Origin of the sequence: Thioalkalivibrio sp. AKL9 (genome assembly GCF_000377825.1) — a bacterium.
Taxonomy (GTDB): domain Bacteria; phylum Pseudomonadota; class Gammaproteobacteria; order Ectothiorhodospirales; family Ectothiorhodospiraceae; genus Thioalkalivibrio; species Thioalkalivibrio versutus.
The window spans coordinates 53,762-69,916 of sequence record NZ_KB905110.1 but is presented as its reverse complement, the minus strand read 5'-3'; the positions used below and the strand labels follow the sequence as shown (position 1 = coordinate 69,916).

Annotated in this window: 17 protein-coding genes and 1 pseudogene; 9 read left to right on the top strand and 9 right to left on the bottom strand. The window is 66.7% G+C overall.

The annotated features are described in order from the left end of the window. Positions 1-11 precede the first annotated feature (11 nt). The gene (locus D573_RS0108905; protein ID WP_018144221.1) at positions 12-500 is read right to left on the bottom strand and encodes a PleD family two-component system response regulator; all 489 of its coding nucleotides are present in this window, start codon (positions 498-500) and stop codon (positions 12-14) included. A gap of 242 nt (positions 501-742) precedes the next feature. Between D573_RS0108905 and D573_RS0108900 the strand changes: the two genes are divergently transcribed. Further along, positions 743-2,107, top strand: a complete 1,365-nt coding sequence (locus tag D573_RS0108900; protein ID WP_018938110.1) for a diguanylate cyclase — start codon at positions 743-745, stop codon at positions 2,105-2,107. Between the two features lie 21 nt (positions 2,108-2,128). On the opposite strand, the gene D573_RS0108895 is transcribed toward D573_RS0108900, so the two are convergent. Both D573_RS0108895 and D573_RS0108890 read right to left on the bottom strand, forming a co-directional pair. Continuing rightward, positions 2,129-2,590 carry a glycine zipper 2TM domain-containing protein gene (locus D573_RS0108895; RefSeq protein ID WP_018938111.1) on the bottom strand — a complete coding sequence of 154 codons (462 nt, stop codon included), beginning with the start codon at positions 2,588-2,590 and terminating at the stop codon, positions 2,129-2,131. Positions 2,591-2,724: 134 nt separating this feature from the next. Next, positions 2,725-4,257: an AAA family ATPase gene (locus D573_RS0108890; RefSeq protein ID WP_018938112.1), complete on the bottom strand. Its 1,533-nt coding sequence runs from the start codon at positions 4,255-4,257 to the stop codon at positions 2,725-2,727. Between the two features lie 135 nt (positions 4,258-4,392). Between D573_RS0108890 and D573_RS0108885 the strand changes: the two genes are divergently transcribed. The 3 genes from D573_RS0108885 (at position 4,393) to D573_RS0108875 (ending at position 6,426) form a co-directional block, all read left to right on the top strand. Beyond that, positions 4,393-5,097, top strand: coding sequence for a TVP38/TMEM64 family protein (locus D573_RS0108885; protein WP_018938113.1), 705 nt, complete (start codon positions 4,393-4,395; stop codon positions 5,095-5,097). A gap of 123 nt (positions 5,098-5,220) precedes the next feature. Continuing rightward, positions 5,221-5,964: a methyltransferase domain-containing protein gene (locus D573_RS0108880; protein ID WP_018938114.1), complete on the top strand. Its 744-nt coding sequence runs from the start codon at positions 5,221-5,223 to the stop codon at positions 5,962-5,964. 138 nt (positions 5,965-6,102) lie between these two features. Then, the gene (locus D573_RS0108875; protein WP_018144227.1) at positions 6,103-6,426 is read left to right on the top strand and encodes a hypothetical protein; all 324 of its coding nucleotides are present in this window, start codon (positions 6,103-6,105) and stop codon (positions 6,424-6,426) included. A gap of 15 nt (positions 6,427-6,441) precedes the next feature. Here the strand turns inward: D573_RS0108875 and D573_RS0108870 are convergent, their stop codons facing one another. Next, a complete protein-coding gene (locus D573_RS0108870; RefSeq protein WP_018938115.1) occupies positions 6,442-7,878 on the bottom strand; it encodes a diguanylate cyclase in 1,437 nt (478 codons plus the stop codon). 172 nt (positions 7,879-8,050) lie between these two features. Here D573_RS0108870 and D573_RS0108865 point away from each other — a divergent pair, with 172 nt between their 5' ends. Beyond that, a complete protein-coding gene (locus tag D573_RS0108865) occupies positions 8,051-9,043 on the top strand; it encodes an MDR family oxidoreductase (protein WP_018938116.1) in 993 nt (330 codons plus the stop codon). Positions 9,044-9,095: 52 nt separating this feature from the next. After that, positions 9,096-9,452 (top strand): hypothetical protein, encoded by a 357-nt coding sequence (locus D573_RS0108860; RefSeq protein WP_018938117.1) that lies wholly within the window; start codon positions 9,096-9,098, stop codon positions 9,450-9,452. Between the two features lie 58 nt (positions 9,453-9,510). Here D573_RS0108860 and trxC read toward each other — a convergent pair whose 3' ends face one another. The 3 genes from trxC to D573_RS0108845 form a co-directional block, all read right to left on the bottom strand. Next, positions 9,511-9,945: a thioredoxin TrxC gene (trxC, locus tag D573_RS0108855; protein ID WP_026287936.1), complete on the bottom strand. Its 435-nt coding sequence runs from the start codon at positions 9,943-9,945 to the stop codon at positions 9,511-9,513. Between the two features lie 76 nt (positions 9,946-10,021). Continuing rightward, entirely contained in the window at positions 10,022-10,897 is an 876-nt protein-coding gene (locus tag D573_RS0108850; RefSeq protein WP_018938119.1) for a cupin-like domain-containing protein, read from the bottom strand. Positions 10,898-10,935: 38 nt separating this feature from the next. Further along, positions 10,936-11,511, bottom strand: coding sequence for a hypothetical protein (locus D573_RS0108845; RefSeq protein WP_018938120.1), 576 nt, complete (start codon positions 11,509-11,511; stop codon positions 10,936-10,938). A gap of 147 nt (positions 11,512-11,658) precedes the next feature. Here D573_RS0108845 and D573_RS0108840 point away from each other — a divergent pair, with 147 nt between their 5' ends. Next, positions 11,659-12,585 (top strand): patatin-like phospholipase family protein, encoded by a 927-nt coding sequence (locus tag D573_RS0108840; protein ID WP_018938121.1) that lies wholly within the window; start codon positions 11,659-11,661, stop codon positions 12,583-12,585. An 85-nt stretch (positions 12,586-12,670) separates the two neighbouring features. After that, positions 12,671-13,627: a pentapeptide repeat-containing protein gene (locus D573_RS0108835; protein ID WP_018938122.1), complete on the top strand. Its 957-nt coding sequence runs from the start codon at positions 12,671-12,673 to the stop codon at positions 13,625-13,627. Here D573_RS0108835 and D573_RS13820 read toward each other — a convergent pair. Next, entirely contained in the window at positions 13,607-13,786 is a 180-nt protein-coding gene (locus tag D573_RS13820) for a hypothetical protein (RefSeq protein WP_018939188.1), read from the bottom strand. The genes D573_RS0108835 and D573_RS13820 overlap by 21 nt on opposite strands. 199 nt (positions 13,787-13,985) lie before the next feature. Between D573_RS13820 and D573_RS14270 the strand changes: the two are divergent. After that, positions 13,986-15,297, top strand: a pseudogene (locus tag D573_RS14270) (EAL domain-containing protein); the annotation flags it as partial. Positions 15,298-15,348: 51 nt separating this feature from the next. Here D573_RS14270 and D573_RS0108825 read toward each other — a convergent pair. Then, positions 15,349-16,107 (bottom strand): RNA-guided endonuclease TnpB family protein, encoded by a 759-nt coding sequence (locus tag D573_RS0108825; protein ID WP_018938125.1) that lies wholly within the window; start codon positions 16,105-16,107, stop codon positions 15,349-15,351. Between the last annotated feature and the right edge of the window lie 48 nt (positions 16,108-16,155).

The following is a 16,155-nucleotide window of genomic DNA, read 5'->3' as shown; positions in this document are numbered from 1 at the left end:
GTCCGGGATTCCTATCCGGAGAAGCGCGTCGGGCGGGCCGGAAGACGCCCCTTCGCCACCAGGCGCTCGATGCGGGTGAACACCTCTCCGCGGCCGAAGGGTTTCTTCATGAAGTCGTCGGAGCCGATGCGATCGAGGAAGAACTGCTCGACCGCGTCCTCGTTGCCGCTGATCATGATCACCGGCACCTTCGCGGTGGCGGGGTCCCGGCGCAGTTGACGCAGCATGGCAAACCCGGTCATCCCGGGCAGGAGGATATCCAGGAAGATCAGGTCCGGTGGATTCTCGCGCGCCAAAGCCAGCGCCTCCTCGGCATCGCCGACGCCAATCGGCTCCAGCTCGTTCTGCTTGAGCATGCTGGTGAGCAGCGCGACCACCGTGCGCGAATCATCCACCACCAGCACCCGCAGCCCGCGAGCGGCCTCCTGGCGTGCCTTTGTACGCCGCTCGCCGGCCTTGCCGAACCGCAGCAGACTCCCCATTCGCTGCATGTAGCTCATGCCGGACTCCTTTCCCCTGGCCGTAGTGTGTTGTCGCACGCCAGATGACCGCATTGTTCCCGTGCCCGCACGCCCTGTCCAGCGCGCCTTGACGGCCCGTTTGAAGCCCGGCGCGAAGACGCGCATTATCCGGATTTGCCTGCGGATCACTGAATGGAGTCAGGACCCAGCATGACGGCAGACACGCTCCGACCGCCGGTCACGACCGCGCCCCGGCGAGACCGCCCAATGGACGGCCGGCCATGAAGATCCTGGTCGTCGACCACTCCCGTGTGTTCCGGGCGCTATGGAGCCGAATGGTCCTGGCCGCCGGACACAAGCCGATCATGGCCGCAAGTGGTGCGGAGGGCCTCGCCCGCATCGAGGAAAACGACCTCGAGCTGGTCTGCGCCTCCATTACCCTGCCCGACATGAGCGGGATCGAGTTCTGCCGCCAGGCACGCGCCAAACCCGCCGGCCATGATCTGCCGCTGATCCTGCTGACCACCAAGCAGGACCACGACATACGCCGCGCGGCCTTCGAGGCCGGCGCCACCGATCTCCACGACAAGACCAACATCCGTGACCTGTTCCACCAGGCCGCACGCTACGGCCGGCCGGTGGAACACGCCCACGAGGGGCATGTGCTGTATGTCGAGGACAGCCCCACCGTCGCCCGGGTGATGACTCGCATCCTCGAGGGCATGGGTCTGGAAGTAGCGCACTTTCGCAGCGCCTCCGCCGCCCTGACTGCCTTCGACGAGGGCACCTGGGATCTGGTCCTGAGCGATATCCTGGTCGAGGGCGACATCAGCGGCATGGGGTTGGTCAGCCGCCTGCGCCACCGCTTCCCCGACAAGACCAGCCTGCCGATCGTCGCGATGTCCGGCCTCGACGACCCGAACCGACGCGCCGAGCTCTTCCGCCTGGGGGTCAACGACTTCGTGACCAAGCCGGTGCTGGAAGACGAGGTCCGCGCCCGCATCGGCAACCTCCTGGCGAACAAGCGCCTGCTCGAGGAAGTCCAGAGCCAGCGCCAGAAACTCTACGACATGGCGATGATCGATCCCCTCACCGGCCTGCGCAATCGCAATGTCCTGGCCGAATGCGCCGCACGCTTCTTCACCGAAGCCAACCAGAAGGACATGGCCCTCAGCCTGATCCTGCTGGATATCGACCATTTCAAGCAGATCAACGACAGCCACGGCCACCTGGTGGGCGACGAGGTCCTGGTTGGCATCGGCGAACTACTGCGCACCACCGGGCGCGAGGTCGATGTCGCCCTGCGCTTCGGGGGCGAGGAATTCCTGCTGGTCCTGCCCGAGTGCGACCTGTTCGATGCCCATACCCGTGCCGAGGAGCTGCGCCAGCAACTGCGCGAACTCCAGCCCGCCGGACTGACCATTACCGCCAGCTTCGGCGTGACCAGTCGTCCCTGCGGTCGCGAGATCGACATGAACGACCTCTTCCGGGTCGCCGACCAGGCCGTCTACCAGGCGAAGAGCGAGGGGCGTGACTGCGTCGTCTCGCGCACCCTGGATGCTGGAGCCGAATCCGACTTCCAGGACACCCGTACCGCCGACAACTCGCCCGGGCCGGGGCAACCGACCCCCGAACCGTCTGTCTGAGACGCGGACCAGGCCCGCCACTCAGCCCTGGATACGCCAGCTGCCGTCCGGCTGCCGACAGGCGGTCCCGTACACCTGCTCGGTCTGGCCTCCGATCACCGCGTCGATGGTGTATTCGCGGCACGGGCCGGCGGTGGTCTCGTAGGTCCGCGTTGGCACCACGGTGTACTGGTTGCCGCTGTCGGGATTGACCCACCGCGAGGGCACACCCGTCCGCACACTCTCCAGGGTCTGGGCCGTCTTCAACCGGTCGACCTCGTCCATGGACTGGCCCACCGAGCCACCGATCGCCGCGCCCGCGAGGGTGCCGGCGATGATCGCCGCGGTCCGGCCACGCCCGGAGCCAACCTGCGAGCCAAGCACGCCCCCCAGCACGCCGCCGATCACCATTCCGGCCTGTTCCTGCGACCCCTGATAGGTCGCACAGCCGCCGAGACCCAGGGCCGCGGCCAGGACAATCGCGAAAGAAACATTGCGCCACATGAGCATTCCTCCACCGGCGACCCGTATCCGAACCCGTGGGGGACCGGGACCCGTACCGGCTCTGGCGTCCCCCTGACCGGAGTATAGGCCACCCAGGGCCCACGCTCCGGCGCCCGGAAAACCAGGCCGGGCGGTCAGCCGGGCGGCTTCGGCGGGCCGGAGGCGGCGCCCTTCGGCTCCGGCTTCGAGGCATTGATCGCGCGCTGGAAGACCCAGCTCTTGATCTCGCGGATCTGCTCCACCATGGTCCGCGACAGCGGTACCGTGTTGATCACGTTGCGGATCACGTCGCGCTGGTTGAACACCCGCCCCTCCTGGTAGGCGTCGATCCGCGCCGACTTCACCGCCTGCTCGATCTCGGCCCCGCTCCAGTCCTCGGTGCTGGCCGCCATGTAGTTCAGGTTGAAGTCCTCCAGGTTGCCGCCGTGACGCTCGACGTGGATGCGCAGGATCTCCTTGCGCTCCTCCACGTTCGGCAGGTCGAGGAAGAACAGCTGGTCAAAGCGCCCCTTGCGCATCAGCTCGGCCGGGAGCTGCTGGATGCGGTTCGCGGTCGCCGCCACGAACACCCGGGGCGACTTCTCCTGCAGCCAGGTGAGAAAGCTGGAGAAGATGTTGACATTGCCGGCGCTGCCCGCGGCGTGACTGTCGAAACCGAAGGCGTTCTCCAGCTCGTCGACCCACAGCACCATCGGCGCGATCTCCTCGGCGATCCGGGTGGCCCGGGCAAAGGCGTATTCCGGGGTACCGAAACTGCCGGACAGCACCAGGCTCATGTCCAGCCGCACCAGCGGCAGCCCCCAGGCGGTGGCGATGGCCTTGGCGGCCATGCTCTTGCCGCAGCCGCTCACCCCCATGAACAGCACCCCGGCCGGCAGCGGGACGTTGTCGTTCCAGGCCTTCTCGGTGAACAGGTCGGCGCGTGTGCGCACCCATTCCTTGAGGTTCTCCAGACCGCCGATATCCTCCAGCGAGCGCTGTGGCGGATAGAACTCGAGACAGCTCTCCTTGCGCAGGATCTGGCCCTTCTCCTCCTGGATCTCGGCCAGCATGTCGGCCTCGGGCAGCGGCTTGCCACGGAACAGCCGCGCACTCAGGTGCCCGACCTCGTTGAGCGACAGGCCGCGCATTCCCGCCGCCACCCGGAACAACTGCTCGCGCGGGACCGTCTCGGCGCCGCGGGTGTGTTCGAGCTGCTCCAGCACCTCGGCCTCGGACGGCAGGTCCACCTCGACCAGGAAGACCTCCTTTTTCAGGATCTCCGGCAGCTTCAGCAACGGGCAGCTGAGGAACACCACGTTGCGCCCCTTCTTCAGCTGGTAGTACAGGTCGCGCACTCCGCGCACCAGCGCCGGGTTGTCATCGAACCACATGGGCAGATCCTTCAGCAGGACCATGCGCGGGGCATCCGTCTCGCCGGCCGCCACCCGCGCCACTGCCGCTACCGGGTCCGTCGTCGGTGCATTCGGGTCGTCGTGCTCGCCAAACCCGTGACTCGCCGACCAGACCTCCAGGTGGCCGTCTTCGCCGTAGAACGAGCGTGCGACCGAACGCAGCAGCCGCTCCATGCGATCTTCGTCCCAGCCGAGAAGGTAGAACACCGGATAGTGCGACTTGAGCCCGCGCAGGATCTTGTGTGCCGTCTGATTCTCCAGCTTCTTGCTCAATGCGCGTCTCCTCCCCGGGTACCTGAGCCGAGTGTACCGATCCGCGGCGCCGATGCGACCTGCCACCGAACCTTGGGATTGCGCATCCGCTACTCTGACCGCATCACGCCGGACGCTCCCCGGAGGCCCCGCTCAATGACGCACCCCCGCCCCCGACCCAACGGGTTTTCCCGCGCCAACATCGGGCGCGGCCTGCTGGTGCTGCTGATCGCGCTGGGCATCGGCAGCGCGCTGTGGGTGGGCGATCCGGTCCGCCTGCTGGCCTGGGGCGATGCCGTCGCGGGCGGCCCCTGGGCCACGGCAGGACTGGTGCTCCTGATGGCCCTGATGCTGACCTTTGCTCTGCCCGGCACGCTCATCCTCTGGTTGATCGCCCCATTCCATCCGCCCCTGTTAGCCATCGGCCTGCTCCTCGCAGGTAGCGTCAGTGGTGCCTGGGGTGCGTACCGCGTGTCCGCCCGCCTGGCGCGCCATCCCGATCACGAACGCCGCGAAGACGCCTGGCTGGCCGATTTCCTGCACCGCCACAGTGGCCTCGCCACGCAGATCGCGCTGCGCGTGCTCCCCGGCTTTCCCCATTCGATGGTCAACTACGCCGCCGGCGCGCTGGGCCTTCCACTTGGCCGTTTCCTGCTGGCAGCCGTGCTCGGGCTCGCCGTCAAATGGAGCGTGTACGCCACCGCCATCCACGGGACCACCGACGCCCTCGCGAGCGGCGAGGCCCTGCAACCGCAAACCCTCCTGCCCCTGTTTGCGCTGGCGGTGCTGTTGCTACTGGGCGCCGCGCTGCGCCACCGGATTCAGCGCCGCCACTCACGGCACATTGAGACCGACGAATGACACAGCGGATGGCGCTGACCCGCCCGCCAAACCGAGAACGGCTTCCCGGAGTCTACCCAGCCAGCCTGTGACCACCCGTCAGGTTGGTTACACTGTTGCGCACCATTCAAGCCCGGCCACCGCGTGACCCACGATACTGCCCCGCAGCAACATTCGGACATCGGCGACGTCAACCAGCGCTTCTACGATGGCTTGTGGGCGGACACGCGTCTGGTGCACCCCGAACGCTTCAACACCTGGGGCCTGGTATCCAGCCTGGCCAAATCGCATACCCGCCGGCTCGAAGTAGGGCCCGGCATGCGCCCGCGCCTGCCGATCGCCGGCACCCACTTTGTCGATATCAGCCCACCGGCCCTGGCCGCACTGGAAAGCGCGGGCGGCATCACCCACACCGCCCCCATCTCCGCCCTGCCCTACGCCGACGAGAGTTTCGACCTGGTGTGCGCGCTGGACATCGTCGAGCACGTGGAAGACGACGAGGCGGCCCTGGCCGAGCTCTCGCGGGTGGCGGCACCCGGGGCTCGGGTACTGCTGTCCACCCCGCTACACCCGGAATACTGGACGCCATTCGACGACATCGTCGGCCACTACCGGCGCTATGAACCGGCCAAACTGACGCAACTGCTGGAACGCCACCACCTGCAGATCGAGCAAAGCGCGATCTTCGGCATGAAGCCCAAATCCTCGCGCATCAATGACCTCGGCATGTGGTTCCTGCAACGTCATCGGCCGGTCGCGATGAAGGTCTACAACCGCTTCCTGATGCCCCTGGGACTGCGCCTGCAAAAGCCCCTCGAATTGACCCCCGGCATGGTCGCCACCGACGGCGTCGAAGAGGTCTTTCTGGTCTGCCGTCGCGCATCCTGAAGCAACACGCCCCCGGCTGCCCCTGACACGACCCGGGTCGGTGGCAACTCAAAGCCCCGCTCCGAACCGGGCCTGCTTGATGGAAACCCTCGTCCGGGCGTACTGTCTATGCAGGCAAGACTCCCGAGAGACCATCCAATGCTCGACCTGCTGCGTTCACGTTCCACCTACAGCGATCAGCGCTTCCAGTTTTCCCTGCTGGTGCTGGCCACCGGCTTCGTGCTGACCCTGCAAAACCCGCAGGCGCAGGAATCCGCCGCGGAACTGTTCTCCAAGGTGGAGTTCCCGAATTTCGCCCAGGTCCAGGACATGCGTCCGCAGCTGCCGCCACCGTGGATGGAAGGCGATCAGCTGGTGAACGAAGACAGCGAGTCGGTCCCGGTCGTCACCCTGCTTGAGCGCGAAGATGCCCGCTCCGCCGATCCGCGCGAACGCCCGACGCGCGCCGCCGGCGCAGAATAACCCCGGCGGGGGTAATCATAGCCCCGCCGCGCAGACCCGGTTGCGTCCCTCGCGCTTGGCGCGGTAGAGCTGCCGGTCCGCCTCCCCCAGAAGATCCTCCGGCGCCACGGATCGCTCCCCGTCGACCGCGGATACCCCGAGACTGACCGTCACCGCATCCGTCACGTTATCCGGGTGGCCCAGCTGCAACGATTCGACCTTGCGGCGCACCCGTTCGGCGACCGCCCGCGCACCCTCCAGCGTGGTGTCCGGCAGGATGCAGGCAAACTCCTCGCCGCCATAACGCGCCACCAGATCGGTGGGCCGGTGTGCCGCGGCGCGCAATACCTCCGCGACCTGGCGCAGGCAGTCATCCCCACGCAGGTGGCCAAAGCGGTCGTTGTACGGCTTGAAGTGGTCTATATCGATCATCAACAGCGCAAGGTTCACCTCGCGCCGCGAACCGCACTCGCGCTCCAGGACGGCATCGAATTCGCGCCGGTTGGCGAGGCCGGTCAGGCCATCTACCCGCGCCTGGCGGGCCAGCTCCGCCTCCACCTCCTTGCGCGCGAAGGTGCCGGCGATGATATCGGCTACCACCTGCAGCGCGCCGATCTGTTCGGGGCTCCACTCGTAGTGCCGGGCCACCGAATCAAGGCCCAGAAACCCGAAGGCCTTCTGATCGCTGATCAACGGGATGAGCAACAGGGACTCGATATCCTGGCGCCGGAACTCGGCCTGCTCCACCACCGCAGCCTCGGGGAGCGCACCCACATCGGGGACATGCACCGGGTGTCCCTGCCGAATCTGGCGGGTCACCCAGCCATGCGCCTCCATGGGTATCCCTTGCATCTCGTCGAGGAAGGGGGCAATACCGGGCGCGCACCACTCGCTCACCAGGTCCATCGTCTCATGGTCCGGGCAAAAGCAGATCACGTAGGCTCGCCCCATCCGGAAGAACTCGCCCAGACGTTGCAGGGCCTGCACAACGGCTGCGTCCACCGCGTCCGCCGACAGGTCCGCAAACTGCGCGGAGATCGCCGACACCACCTCCTGCAACCGGTACTGGTGCTGTGCCCTGAGTTCCAGTTGCTTGCGCTCGGTGATGTCCTCGCCCATCACGCTGGCCCCAAGCAGCGCGCCCTCGGTATCGAAAAACCGCTGGGCATACCAGGACAGCGTGCGCTGTTCGCCACTACGGGTGCGGATGGTGGACTCCAGGCCCGCGATCTCGCGGCCTTCGTGAATGATGGCCTTCCCCTCGGCGAAGACCGCCGCGCGATAGTCCGGGTCGGGGAAAAGCCATTCCCAGATACTCGCGTGTCCCACGACTTCCTCGCGGCTATAGCCACTGATCCGTTCCGCCGCCCGATTCCACAGCGTCACCCGCCCCTCGGGATCCAGGGTATTCACCCAGACCGGGGCGTATTCAATGATCTGTGAATGGAAACACCCGGAGGGGTCTGCCGCCATGATGATCCTCGCAACGGGAAACAATCGGCGCGTGGCGCAACGCCGCCCGGCGAACACGCGCAATCCCGTTCGCCCATCTCAATGAGGTTAGCAACATTCCCCGCCCTTCGCGCCAGAAAAGACGGCCGTTTGTTAGGCTGCCGTTGCATTCCCTGACGAGACGCTGATTCGCATGACCGAATCCTTCAAGGCCCTGCTCCTGGAACCGCAGCCCGACGGCCCGGTGGCCACGATCCGGACACTCACTCTCGACGACCTGCCCGCGGGCGAGGTCCTGCTCCAGGTTCACTATTCGGGGCTCAACTACAAGGACGGCATGATCCTGCAGGGGCGGGGCAACCTGGTGCGGGATTATCCCCACGTGCCGGGCATCGACCTGGCCGGGACCGTGCTCGAATCGTCGGACCCGCGCTACCGCCCGGGCGATCCCGTCGTGCTGACCGGCTACCGTGTCGGCGAGGCCCACTGGGGCGGTTACGCCCAGCGCGCGCGCGTCCGCGGCGACTGGCTGATCGCTCAGCCGCCCGGCTACAGCGCGCGCCAGGCGATGGCCGCGGGCACTGCCGGCTTTACCGCCATGCTGGCGGTGCAGGCCCTGGAAGACCACGGATTGCAACCGAGCACCGGCGAGGTTCTGGTCACCGGTGCCTCCGGCGGCGTGGGCAGCATCGCCGTGCGGCTCCTGGCACGCCTGGGCTACACGGTCACCGCCGTGACCGGACGCCCGGAGAACGCCAACTACCTGCACCAACTGGGCGCCAGCGCCATCGTGGCTCGCGAGGCGCTGGCCGACGCGCCGGCCAAGCCGCTGCTGGGCGAGCGCTGGGCCGGCTGTGTGGACACGGTCGGCGGCGACATGCTGGCCCATGTACTCGCCGGGATGGCGTACGGACGTTCGGTGGCCGCCTGTGGCCTGGCCGGCGGCGCGCAGCTCCAGACCACGGTCCTGCCGTTTCTGCTGCGCGGGATCAACCTGCTGGGGATCGACTCGGTCCTGTGCCCCGCCGAGCGGCGGCGGGGCACCTGGGAGCGCCTGGCCGCTCTGCTCCCCGGGGATGATCTCGACGCCATCACCAGCGAGATCGGCCTGGAAGACCTGCCGGACTACGGCGAGTCGATCCTGAAGGGCCAGATCCGCGGCCGTACAGTAGTCCGGCTGGATTAACCCCCGTCGAACGCGAACCGACTATGCTGGGCATACCACCCTGGAGGCGCCCGTGACCGAACTCGAAACCCGTCTAAAGCACATCCGTGACCGTCTGGCCGAGCTGGAGGCCATGGCCCGCGAGGACACCACAGAGGCCGCCCACCGGGTCACGGCCGAGTTGACCCGGGAGCTCAATCAGGCAATGGAGGACGCCGCCGACAGGACCGAAGGCACCGACACGCCTGCGGCCAGCGAGCCACGTGCGCCCCGCGACCCGGTCGAAAAATGCCCGCGCTGCACCCTGCGCAGCTTCACCTTCCAGGACGGTACGATCCGGGAACGTGCGAACCAGCCGGGGCGTTTCGAGGCGCAATACCACTGCATGAGCTGCGGCCACGAGGCCTGGCGCGAACTGGGCAACCGCTGATTGATTACCGTCGGCATCCTACGATGCTGACGACCGCGACGAAGCCACCTTTGCCCGGCTAAACCTGGCTCTGGGTCCAGCGCACGATATCCGCCGCCCCCATCGCGCCCGCCTGGCGCGCCACTTCGCGTCCGCCGCGGAACAGCGCCAGGGTCGGGATACTGCGGATCGCAAACCGCCGGCCCAGCGCCGGCTCCGCCTCGGTATTCACCTTCGCCAGCCGCACGGTCGGCTCGAGATCCGCTGCGGCCTGGCGGAACTGCGGGGCCATCATCTTGCAGGGGCCGCACCACGGCGCCCAGAAGTCCACCAACAGCGGGATATCGTTGCGCTCGAGGTGGCGGAGGAAGTTCGTGGCGGTCAGTTCCAGCGGATCCTGGCCGAACAACGACCGATGACACTGGCCACACTTCGGGCCGGCACCCAGCCGTGTCGCAGGGATTCGATTCACCGCGTCACAATGCGGACAGACCACGTGCAGGGCTTCACTCACGGCAGCACCTCGTTCCAGGCAGAAGAAGAAAAGGCCAGCACCCTGATCTTACTCCGCGAGCGCGCGCATGGATCCATCAGGCCGCAGGATGCCGGGCGAGAAAGTGTTCGGTGCGTTCCACCGCGCGACGTTCGTTGCGGTCGTTCCAGGATTGCCCGACCAGTCTGCGCATGGTGCCCTCGATGGTCCGCGTCACCAGCAGGTTGCTCAGCATCCGCGCGACATCCGGCAGGTCACGCGGAAACGCCCGCAGTGCCATGGAAAAGCCGATGTCGTCATACAGCACGTAGTGCCAGAACCCCGGCGGGATATAGAGCACGTCCCCGTGGCGCAATTCGGCCAGGTGGCCCCGCACATGCCGCAGGGCCGGATGGCGCTGGTAGTCGGGATCCTCGAAGTCCACCGAGGCCAGCGCACTGAACGAGAAAGGCACGTGATACATGTACGGCGTGTACTCGGGAGCGACCAGCAGTACGCGTTTCGGCCCGCCAAAGTGGCACAACAGGATATCCGGGCGGTCGATGTCGAAGTGCATCTGCACGCGCGCGTCCTTGCCGCCCATGAACAGCACGGGCAGCTTGCGGAACAGGTGCAACCCGATTTCGGGAAACTCGAAGTCGCACGCCAGCGCCGGCCGGGCGGCAACCAGGTTGAAGAAGAACAGGCGCAGGTCGCGCTCGCCCCCCTCCAGAAGGTCCAGGTACTCCGCCATCGGCATGTGCAGGGACGCGGCGTGCTGATGCCCGTTGTCGCGCGCAGGCCGGCTGTCATACAGCGGCACCACGGCATCCCCGGCGACCTCGCGAAAATAGTCGGGTGTCCAGCGCTCCCGTGCCGGCCACTCTCGGGTCAGCTCCTCCAGGATCACCGGTTGCGCGACCGCCTTGTACTGCCGCAGGAACGTGTCCGGTTCGACAAACCCGACCCGCTCTACCGGCGTAGTCTCGATCATTTCCGCTCCCGTTTCCTCGCTCGGGGAAGCCCGTCAGCCTACCAAGCCCGCCCGCAGCGCGCGGTGCTGCGCTGCGGCAACAGCCAGGCAGACAGCAGATGCGTGAGCCACCACACCCCGGAACATACCGCCATGACCACCGCCAGCCATGCAACAGGGTGCATCCACTCCTGCACCTGCCCACCCGGACCCAGCACCCAGTTCACGTTGTTGTCGGCATCCGCCAGCGCGAAGGTCAGCAACAGGATGGCCCAGCCCAGCCCCACCATGTAACGCCAGGCACGGGGGTCATACCCGAGACGCCAGACCATCCAGATCAGCACGAACGGAAGCGGCAGGTGGTAAAGCGACAGCAGGCGCACGAACAGCGGGATCTCGGGGTTGAACATGTAGTGCACAACCCCCAGCGGGGCCCAGCCCCAGACCGCCATGCTCAGCAGGAAATCCAGCACCCAGCCCAGCTCCAGAAGCACGACGGCTACCAGCATCATGCTCGCGATCCGGCGACTCTCCAGCCAGGCCGCCAGCAGCCCGCCCAGTAACGCCACGTTGGAAAACCAGAGAAAATTGAACCAGCCGTGCACCACGGCATACACCGGAACCAGCACCAGCACGAAGGCGAGATAGCTCCACTTGAAGGCGCGGGGGACCCTCTCGCCACTCCCTGTTGTGACCCGCATGCGCGACCCTCTTCTTGCCCGTCCGTGCATTCGGGCTCAGGGTAGCAGCATGACCCACACGCCCCGGAAACGCATCGCCCCATGAGACGGCTGTCGTTCCTTTTCCTCGCCCTGTTCCTGGCCACCGCCCCGGTCGCACTGGCTGCAGACACCGCTGAACCGCCCGCCCCCACCATTGGCCTGGCGCTGGGCTCGGGCGGGGCCGGGGGACTGGCGCATATCGCCATGCTGCAGGTGTTCGACGACCGGGGGGTCCTTCCCGACCGCATCACCGGCACCAGCATCGGCGCCGTGATCGGCGGCCTGTACGCCGCCGGGCTCGATGCCGACGAGATCTTCGACCTGTTCGACGACTTTTCCGGATCCGAGCTTGATGCCCTGACCGGGCTGGCGCGCTCCGAGATCAATCTGCTGGACCTGGTCCCCCTGCGACTGGGCCGCAATGCCCTGTTCGATTCGGGCGAGTTCCTGCGTTTCCTCGCCGAGCACACCGAGGCGCGCGACTTCGACGATCTGCGCATCCCCTTCGCCGTGGTCGCCACCGACTTTCGCACCGGCGAGAGCGTGGTGATCGACCAGGGCGACCTGTTCCTGGCGATCGAGGCAAGCATGGCAGTGCCCGGCCTGTTCGAACCGGTCCGGCACGACGACGGCCAGACCCTGATCGACGGCGGGGCCTCCAATCCGCTGCCCTATGATCTGCTGCAGGGCGAATACGACTACGTGATCGCCGTGGACGTGTCCGGCAATGGCTCGCCGAACGCCACCGAGGAGATCGGCATCACCGACCTGCTGTTCAAGAGCTTCAGCATCATGCAGGGCTCCATCATCCGCCACATGACCCGCCTCGACCCGCCGGATCTCTACCTGGTACCGGATACCGGTGGCATCCGTTTGCTGCACTTCAACCGGATCGACGAAATCCTGGAGAAGGCGGAGCCCGCCGCCGGGGAACTCCGCGCCCAGCTCGATACCTGGGGCATCCAGCCCCCGGCCCCCAGCCGGTAATCCGTGCCCAGAAGCCCGGTTTCATGCCCTATACTCGCGGCATCCACCGTAACGGACGCGGTGCCAAGGGAAGCCAGCAAGAACCGTGACCAGCGATAACCCCGATCCCCGGCCAGACGCAAAAGATCCGCCCCCGGGAACCGGCGACGGACGCCATGAGCTGTGGTTTACCCGACGCGATGATCAGGTCTGCGGGCCCTACCCTCAGCGCTCGATCGGCCGCTTCCTGATCCTGGGCCGGCTGCGCCCGGATGACCAGGTCAGCCTCGACCGCGAGACCTGGTGGCGCATCGACCAGCGCCCTCACCTGATCCCCGAAGAGTTGCAGAACGCCCACACCCCGGAGGGCCGCGAACGCCTGGAGCAGGCCCGCCTGCGCGAGGACGAACGCCGGCGGGAACGGCGCGACGACAACCCGCCCGCCGAGATCCGCGAACGCCGCAAGGGGGACCGCCGCTGTCCCGAATCGCCCGCGACGATCTCCCATCGCCAACAATGGGCCGAGATCCTGGAACGGCCGGCGCCGCCCTGGAGTGAGTGGGTCCGCGGGCCGCGGCCCTGGATCGCGGGTGGCCTTGCAGTCACCCTGGCCATCGGCCTGCTGCTCGCCTTCGGGATTGCCTTCGAGCGTGACTCCGGGCCCAACTGCGAACAGGCCGCGGGGCCCGGGGTCAACTGGAACTACTGTGACAAGGCCGGCGCCGACCTGCGCGATGCCGACCTGACGGGCGCGTCACTTCACAGCACCCGCCTGGCTGGCGCGCGCCTGCATGGTGCACGGCTGACCGACGCGGATCTGCGTTTCGCGGACCTCGCCCTGGCCGGACTGGAGGGCGCGAATCTGGCTGGAACCAACCTGACCGGCGCGGACCTGATCCAGGCTCGCCTGGTCGACGCCAACCTCGAGAATGCCAATCTCGCCCACGCCAACCTGACCGATGCCGACCTCTCCGGTGCCCGGCTGGACGCTGCTTACCTAAGCCGCAGCATCTGGACCGACGGCCGCATCTGCGCCCGTGACTCAGTCGGGAGCTGCGACTGACCCCCGGGCGCGCCCTCCACGTGCCACGCCCGGATCCGGATCGATTCCCAGCTCCTCCGCCACCTCCGCCCAGTACGGCTCGGCCTCGCAGGAACAGCAGTCGCACCAATCGGTGACACCGTCATGCATGCTGATCCGGCTGCGCTGGGCCTGCGGCATTCGCGTTCCGGATGTTTCGTGCGACGTCGTCGCGCCCCCATCTCCGCCCTCTTCCCGATCCTGGTTCATGGCAACACCTCCCGACACGGACTCCTCATTCTGACCATAGACGGTGCCGAATCTCCGTGACATTACGGGTACCGGCCTGAGGTCCGCCCCGTGCTACTCTCGATCCGTTCGATTCCAGCCCCTGGTGAATATGATCACCCGACGCGACAAGGTCCTGCTCTCGGTCTCCGCCGCGACCCTGCTCGGCATCCTGCTGCCGCTCGCCGCCCTGGCCTGGTTTCTGTGGCAGGAGTCCGTGGTCGCCGAGGAGAAGCGCCTGGCCGAACTCTCCCAGCGCCTGGGCGAACAGACCGAAGCCACGCTGGTAGACGCCCGCGAACTGCTGGACAGCCTCAATCAGCTGGACCTGGAACCCTGCTCCCCGGAGCACCTGGAACGCCTTCAGGACGCGGCCATCGCACGGCCTCATGTGCGTGCCATCGGGTACTGGCGCGCGGCCGAACGCCAGTGCGGTGCGGGGTTTGTCCAGGGCGAGGCCCTCACACCACCGCGTGCCAGCCGCATCTACGACACCGGCGTGGTCGCCTGGTGGCCGAGCGCGGACACCGCCGTGGGCGGTTTGGAGCTGTTCCTGATGCGCTTCGGCCGGCACGACGTCGCGATCGACCCGCGCCTGCTGATCAGGCCCGGCCTGCTGGACAAGCAGCGGGTCGGCCTGTGGGTCGAAGGCCTGCCCATGATCCGTTATCCCGTTGACGCCGATCTCCCATCACCCGATGCCACCCCCGTCGGCCTGAGCGTCGACCGCGCCCAGGGGCGCATCGTCAGCCGCTTCTCGCTGGACACGATCTTCCCTGTCGACATCATTGTCGTGCAGCCGCTGGCGGCCTTCTGGGATCGCTACCTCCCCACCCTGATCGTGGCGGGTCTCTTCGGGCTGCTCTTGGTGACCCTGTGGCTATTTCCTGGTCCTGCACTACCTGCGCCGTCACCTGAGCCTGGCCAGCGAGCTGCGCGAGGCCATTGCCAACGAGCGCCTGAGCGTCGAATACCAGCCCATCGTCGACCTCGCCGACGGCCGTTGCCGGGGTGCCAAGGCCCTGGCCCGCTGGCATCGCGAGGGCGACGAAACCATCCGCCCGGATGTCTTTGTGCCGCTCGCCGAGGACACCGGGCAGGCCACCGCTCTGACCCTGGCGATCCTGCGCGACCTGGGCGACAACCTGCGGGCGCATCCCGAGCAGACCATCAACCTCAACATCACCGGCCACGACCTGGCCTCCGACCGCTTCGGGGATGCGCTGCGCAAGGCCCTGCGCGAGGCAGGTGTCTCGCCCTCCGCGATCAAGCTGGAGCTGACCGAACGCTCCCTGCTCAACGAAGACGCCATACGCGCCCGCCTGCGGGAACTGCGCCAGCGCGGCCACCGCATCGCCATCGACGACTTTGGCACCGGATATTCGAGCCTTTCCTACCTGGAACATTTCGAACTCGATACAGTGACTGCTCCCCGCCCTAAGCGCTGACGCGCCACGGGCGAGGCTTCCCACTTCTTAGGCAGCAACCGGCGACATGCCGGATTTACGCGAGCCTCCATGGGCAGAGACGGACAGCCCTTCCGCCTTCAAATGGATCATGCCTTGGTGCTTGATGTTCAGTTTACGCCGCAGATTGGCTGCGGCCTGGGTGAGAAAGCGCGGGTTGGAGGTCTTATGGCCGGTGGAGTCAATGGCCAGATGCGACAACCCCATGTCGAGGCCGACGACACCGGCGGCGTCGACATCCTTCAGCGGTGCCGGGGCGGCCTGTTCGGTTTCGAAGAGCAGCGAGGCGTAGTGCTTCCCGGTGACCGTCCGGGTCAGGGTGATGCTTTTCAGCTTGCCTTCCACCTTGCGATGCACCTTGGCCTTGATCGGACCGAGCTTGGGCACCCTGATCCAGTTCCCGTCAGCCTGGATACCCACACAGTGGTAACTCGACTGCTTGCCACGCTGGCTCTTGAAGCGCGGATAGCCGGCTTTTTGCTTGGGGTCGAAAAAGCGCTGGAAGGCTTGGTCGAGATTGATGCACGACTGCTGGAGAGCCATGGAATCCGCTTCTTTCAGCCAGCCATACTTGCGTGACTTCTTGGCCACCGGCAGCAGCTTTTTGATGTCGTGTTTTGCACTCAACGACTGGCCGTGGCGCTGGTAGCGATGGGACATGATGCGAAGGCCGGTGTTGTAGCAGAAACGCACCGCGCCGAACTGGCGGTTCAGAAACGCCGCCTGCTCGGTCGTGGGGTAAGTGCGTATATTGGTGGCCTTCCGCATGGCGCGCCATGGATGCATGGATGCATGGATGCGTGTGCAGCTTATGCC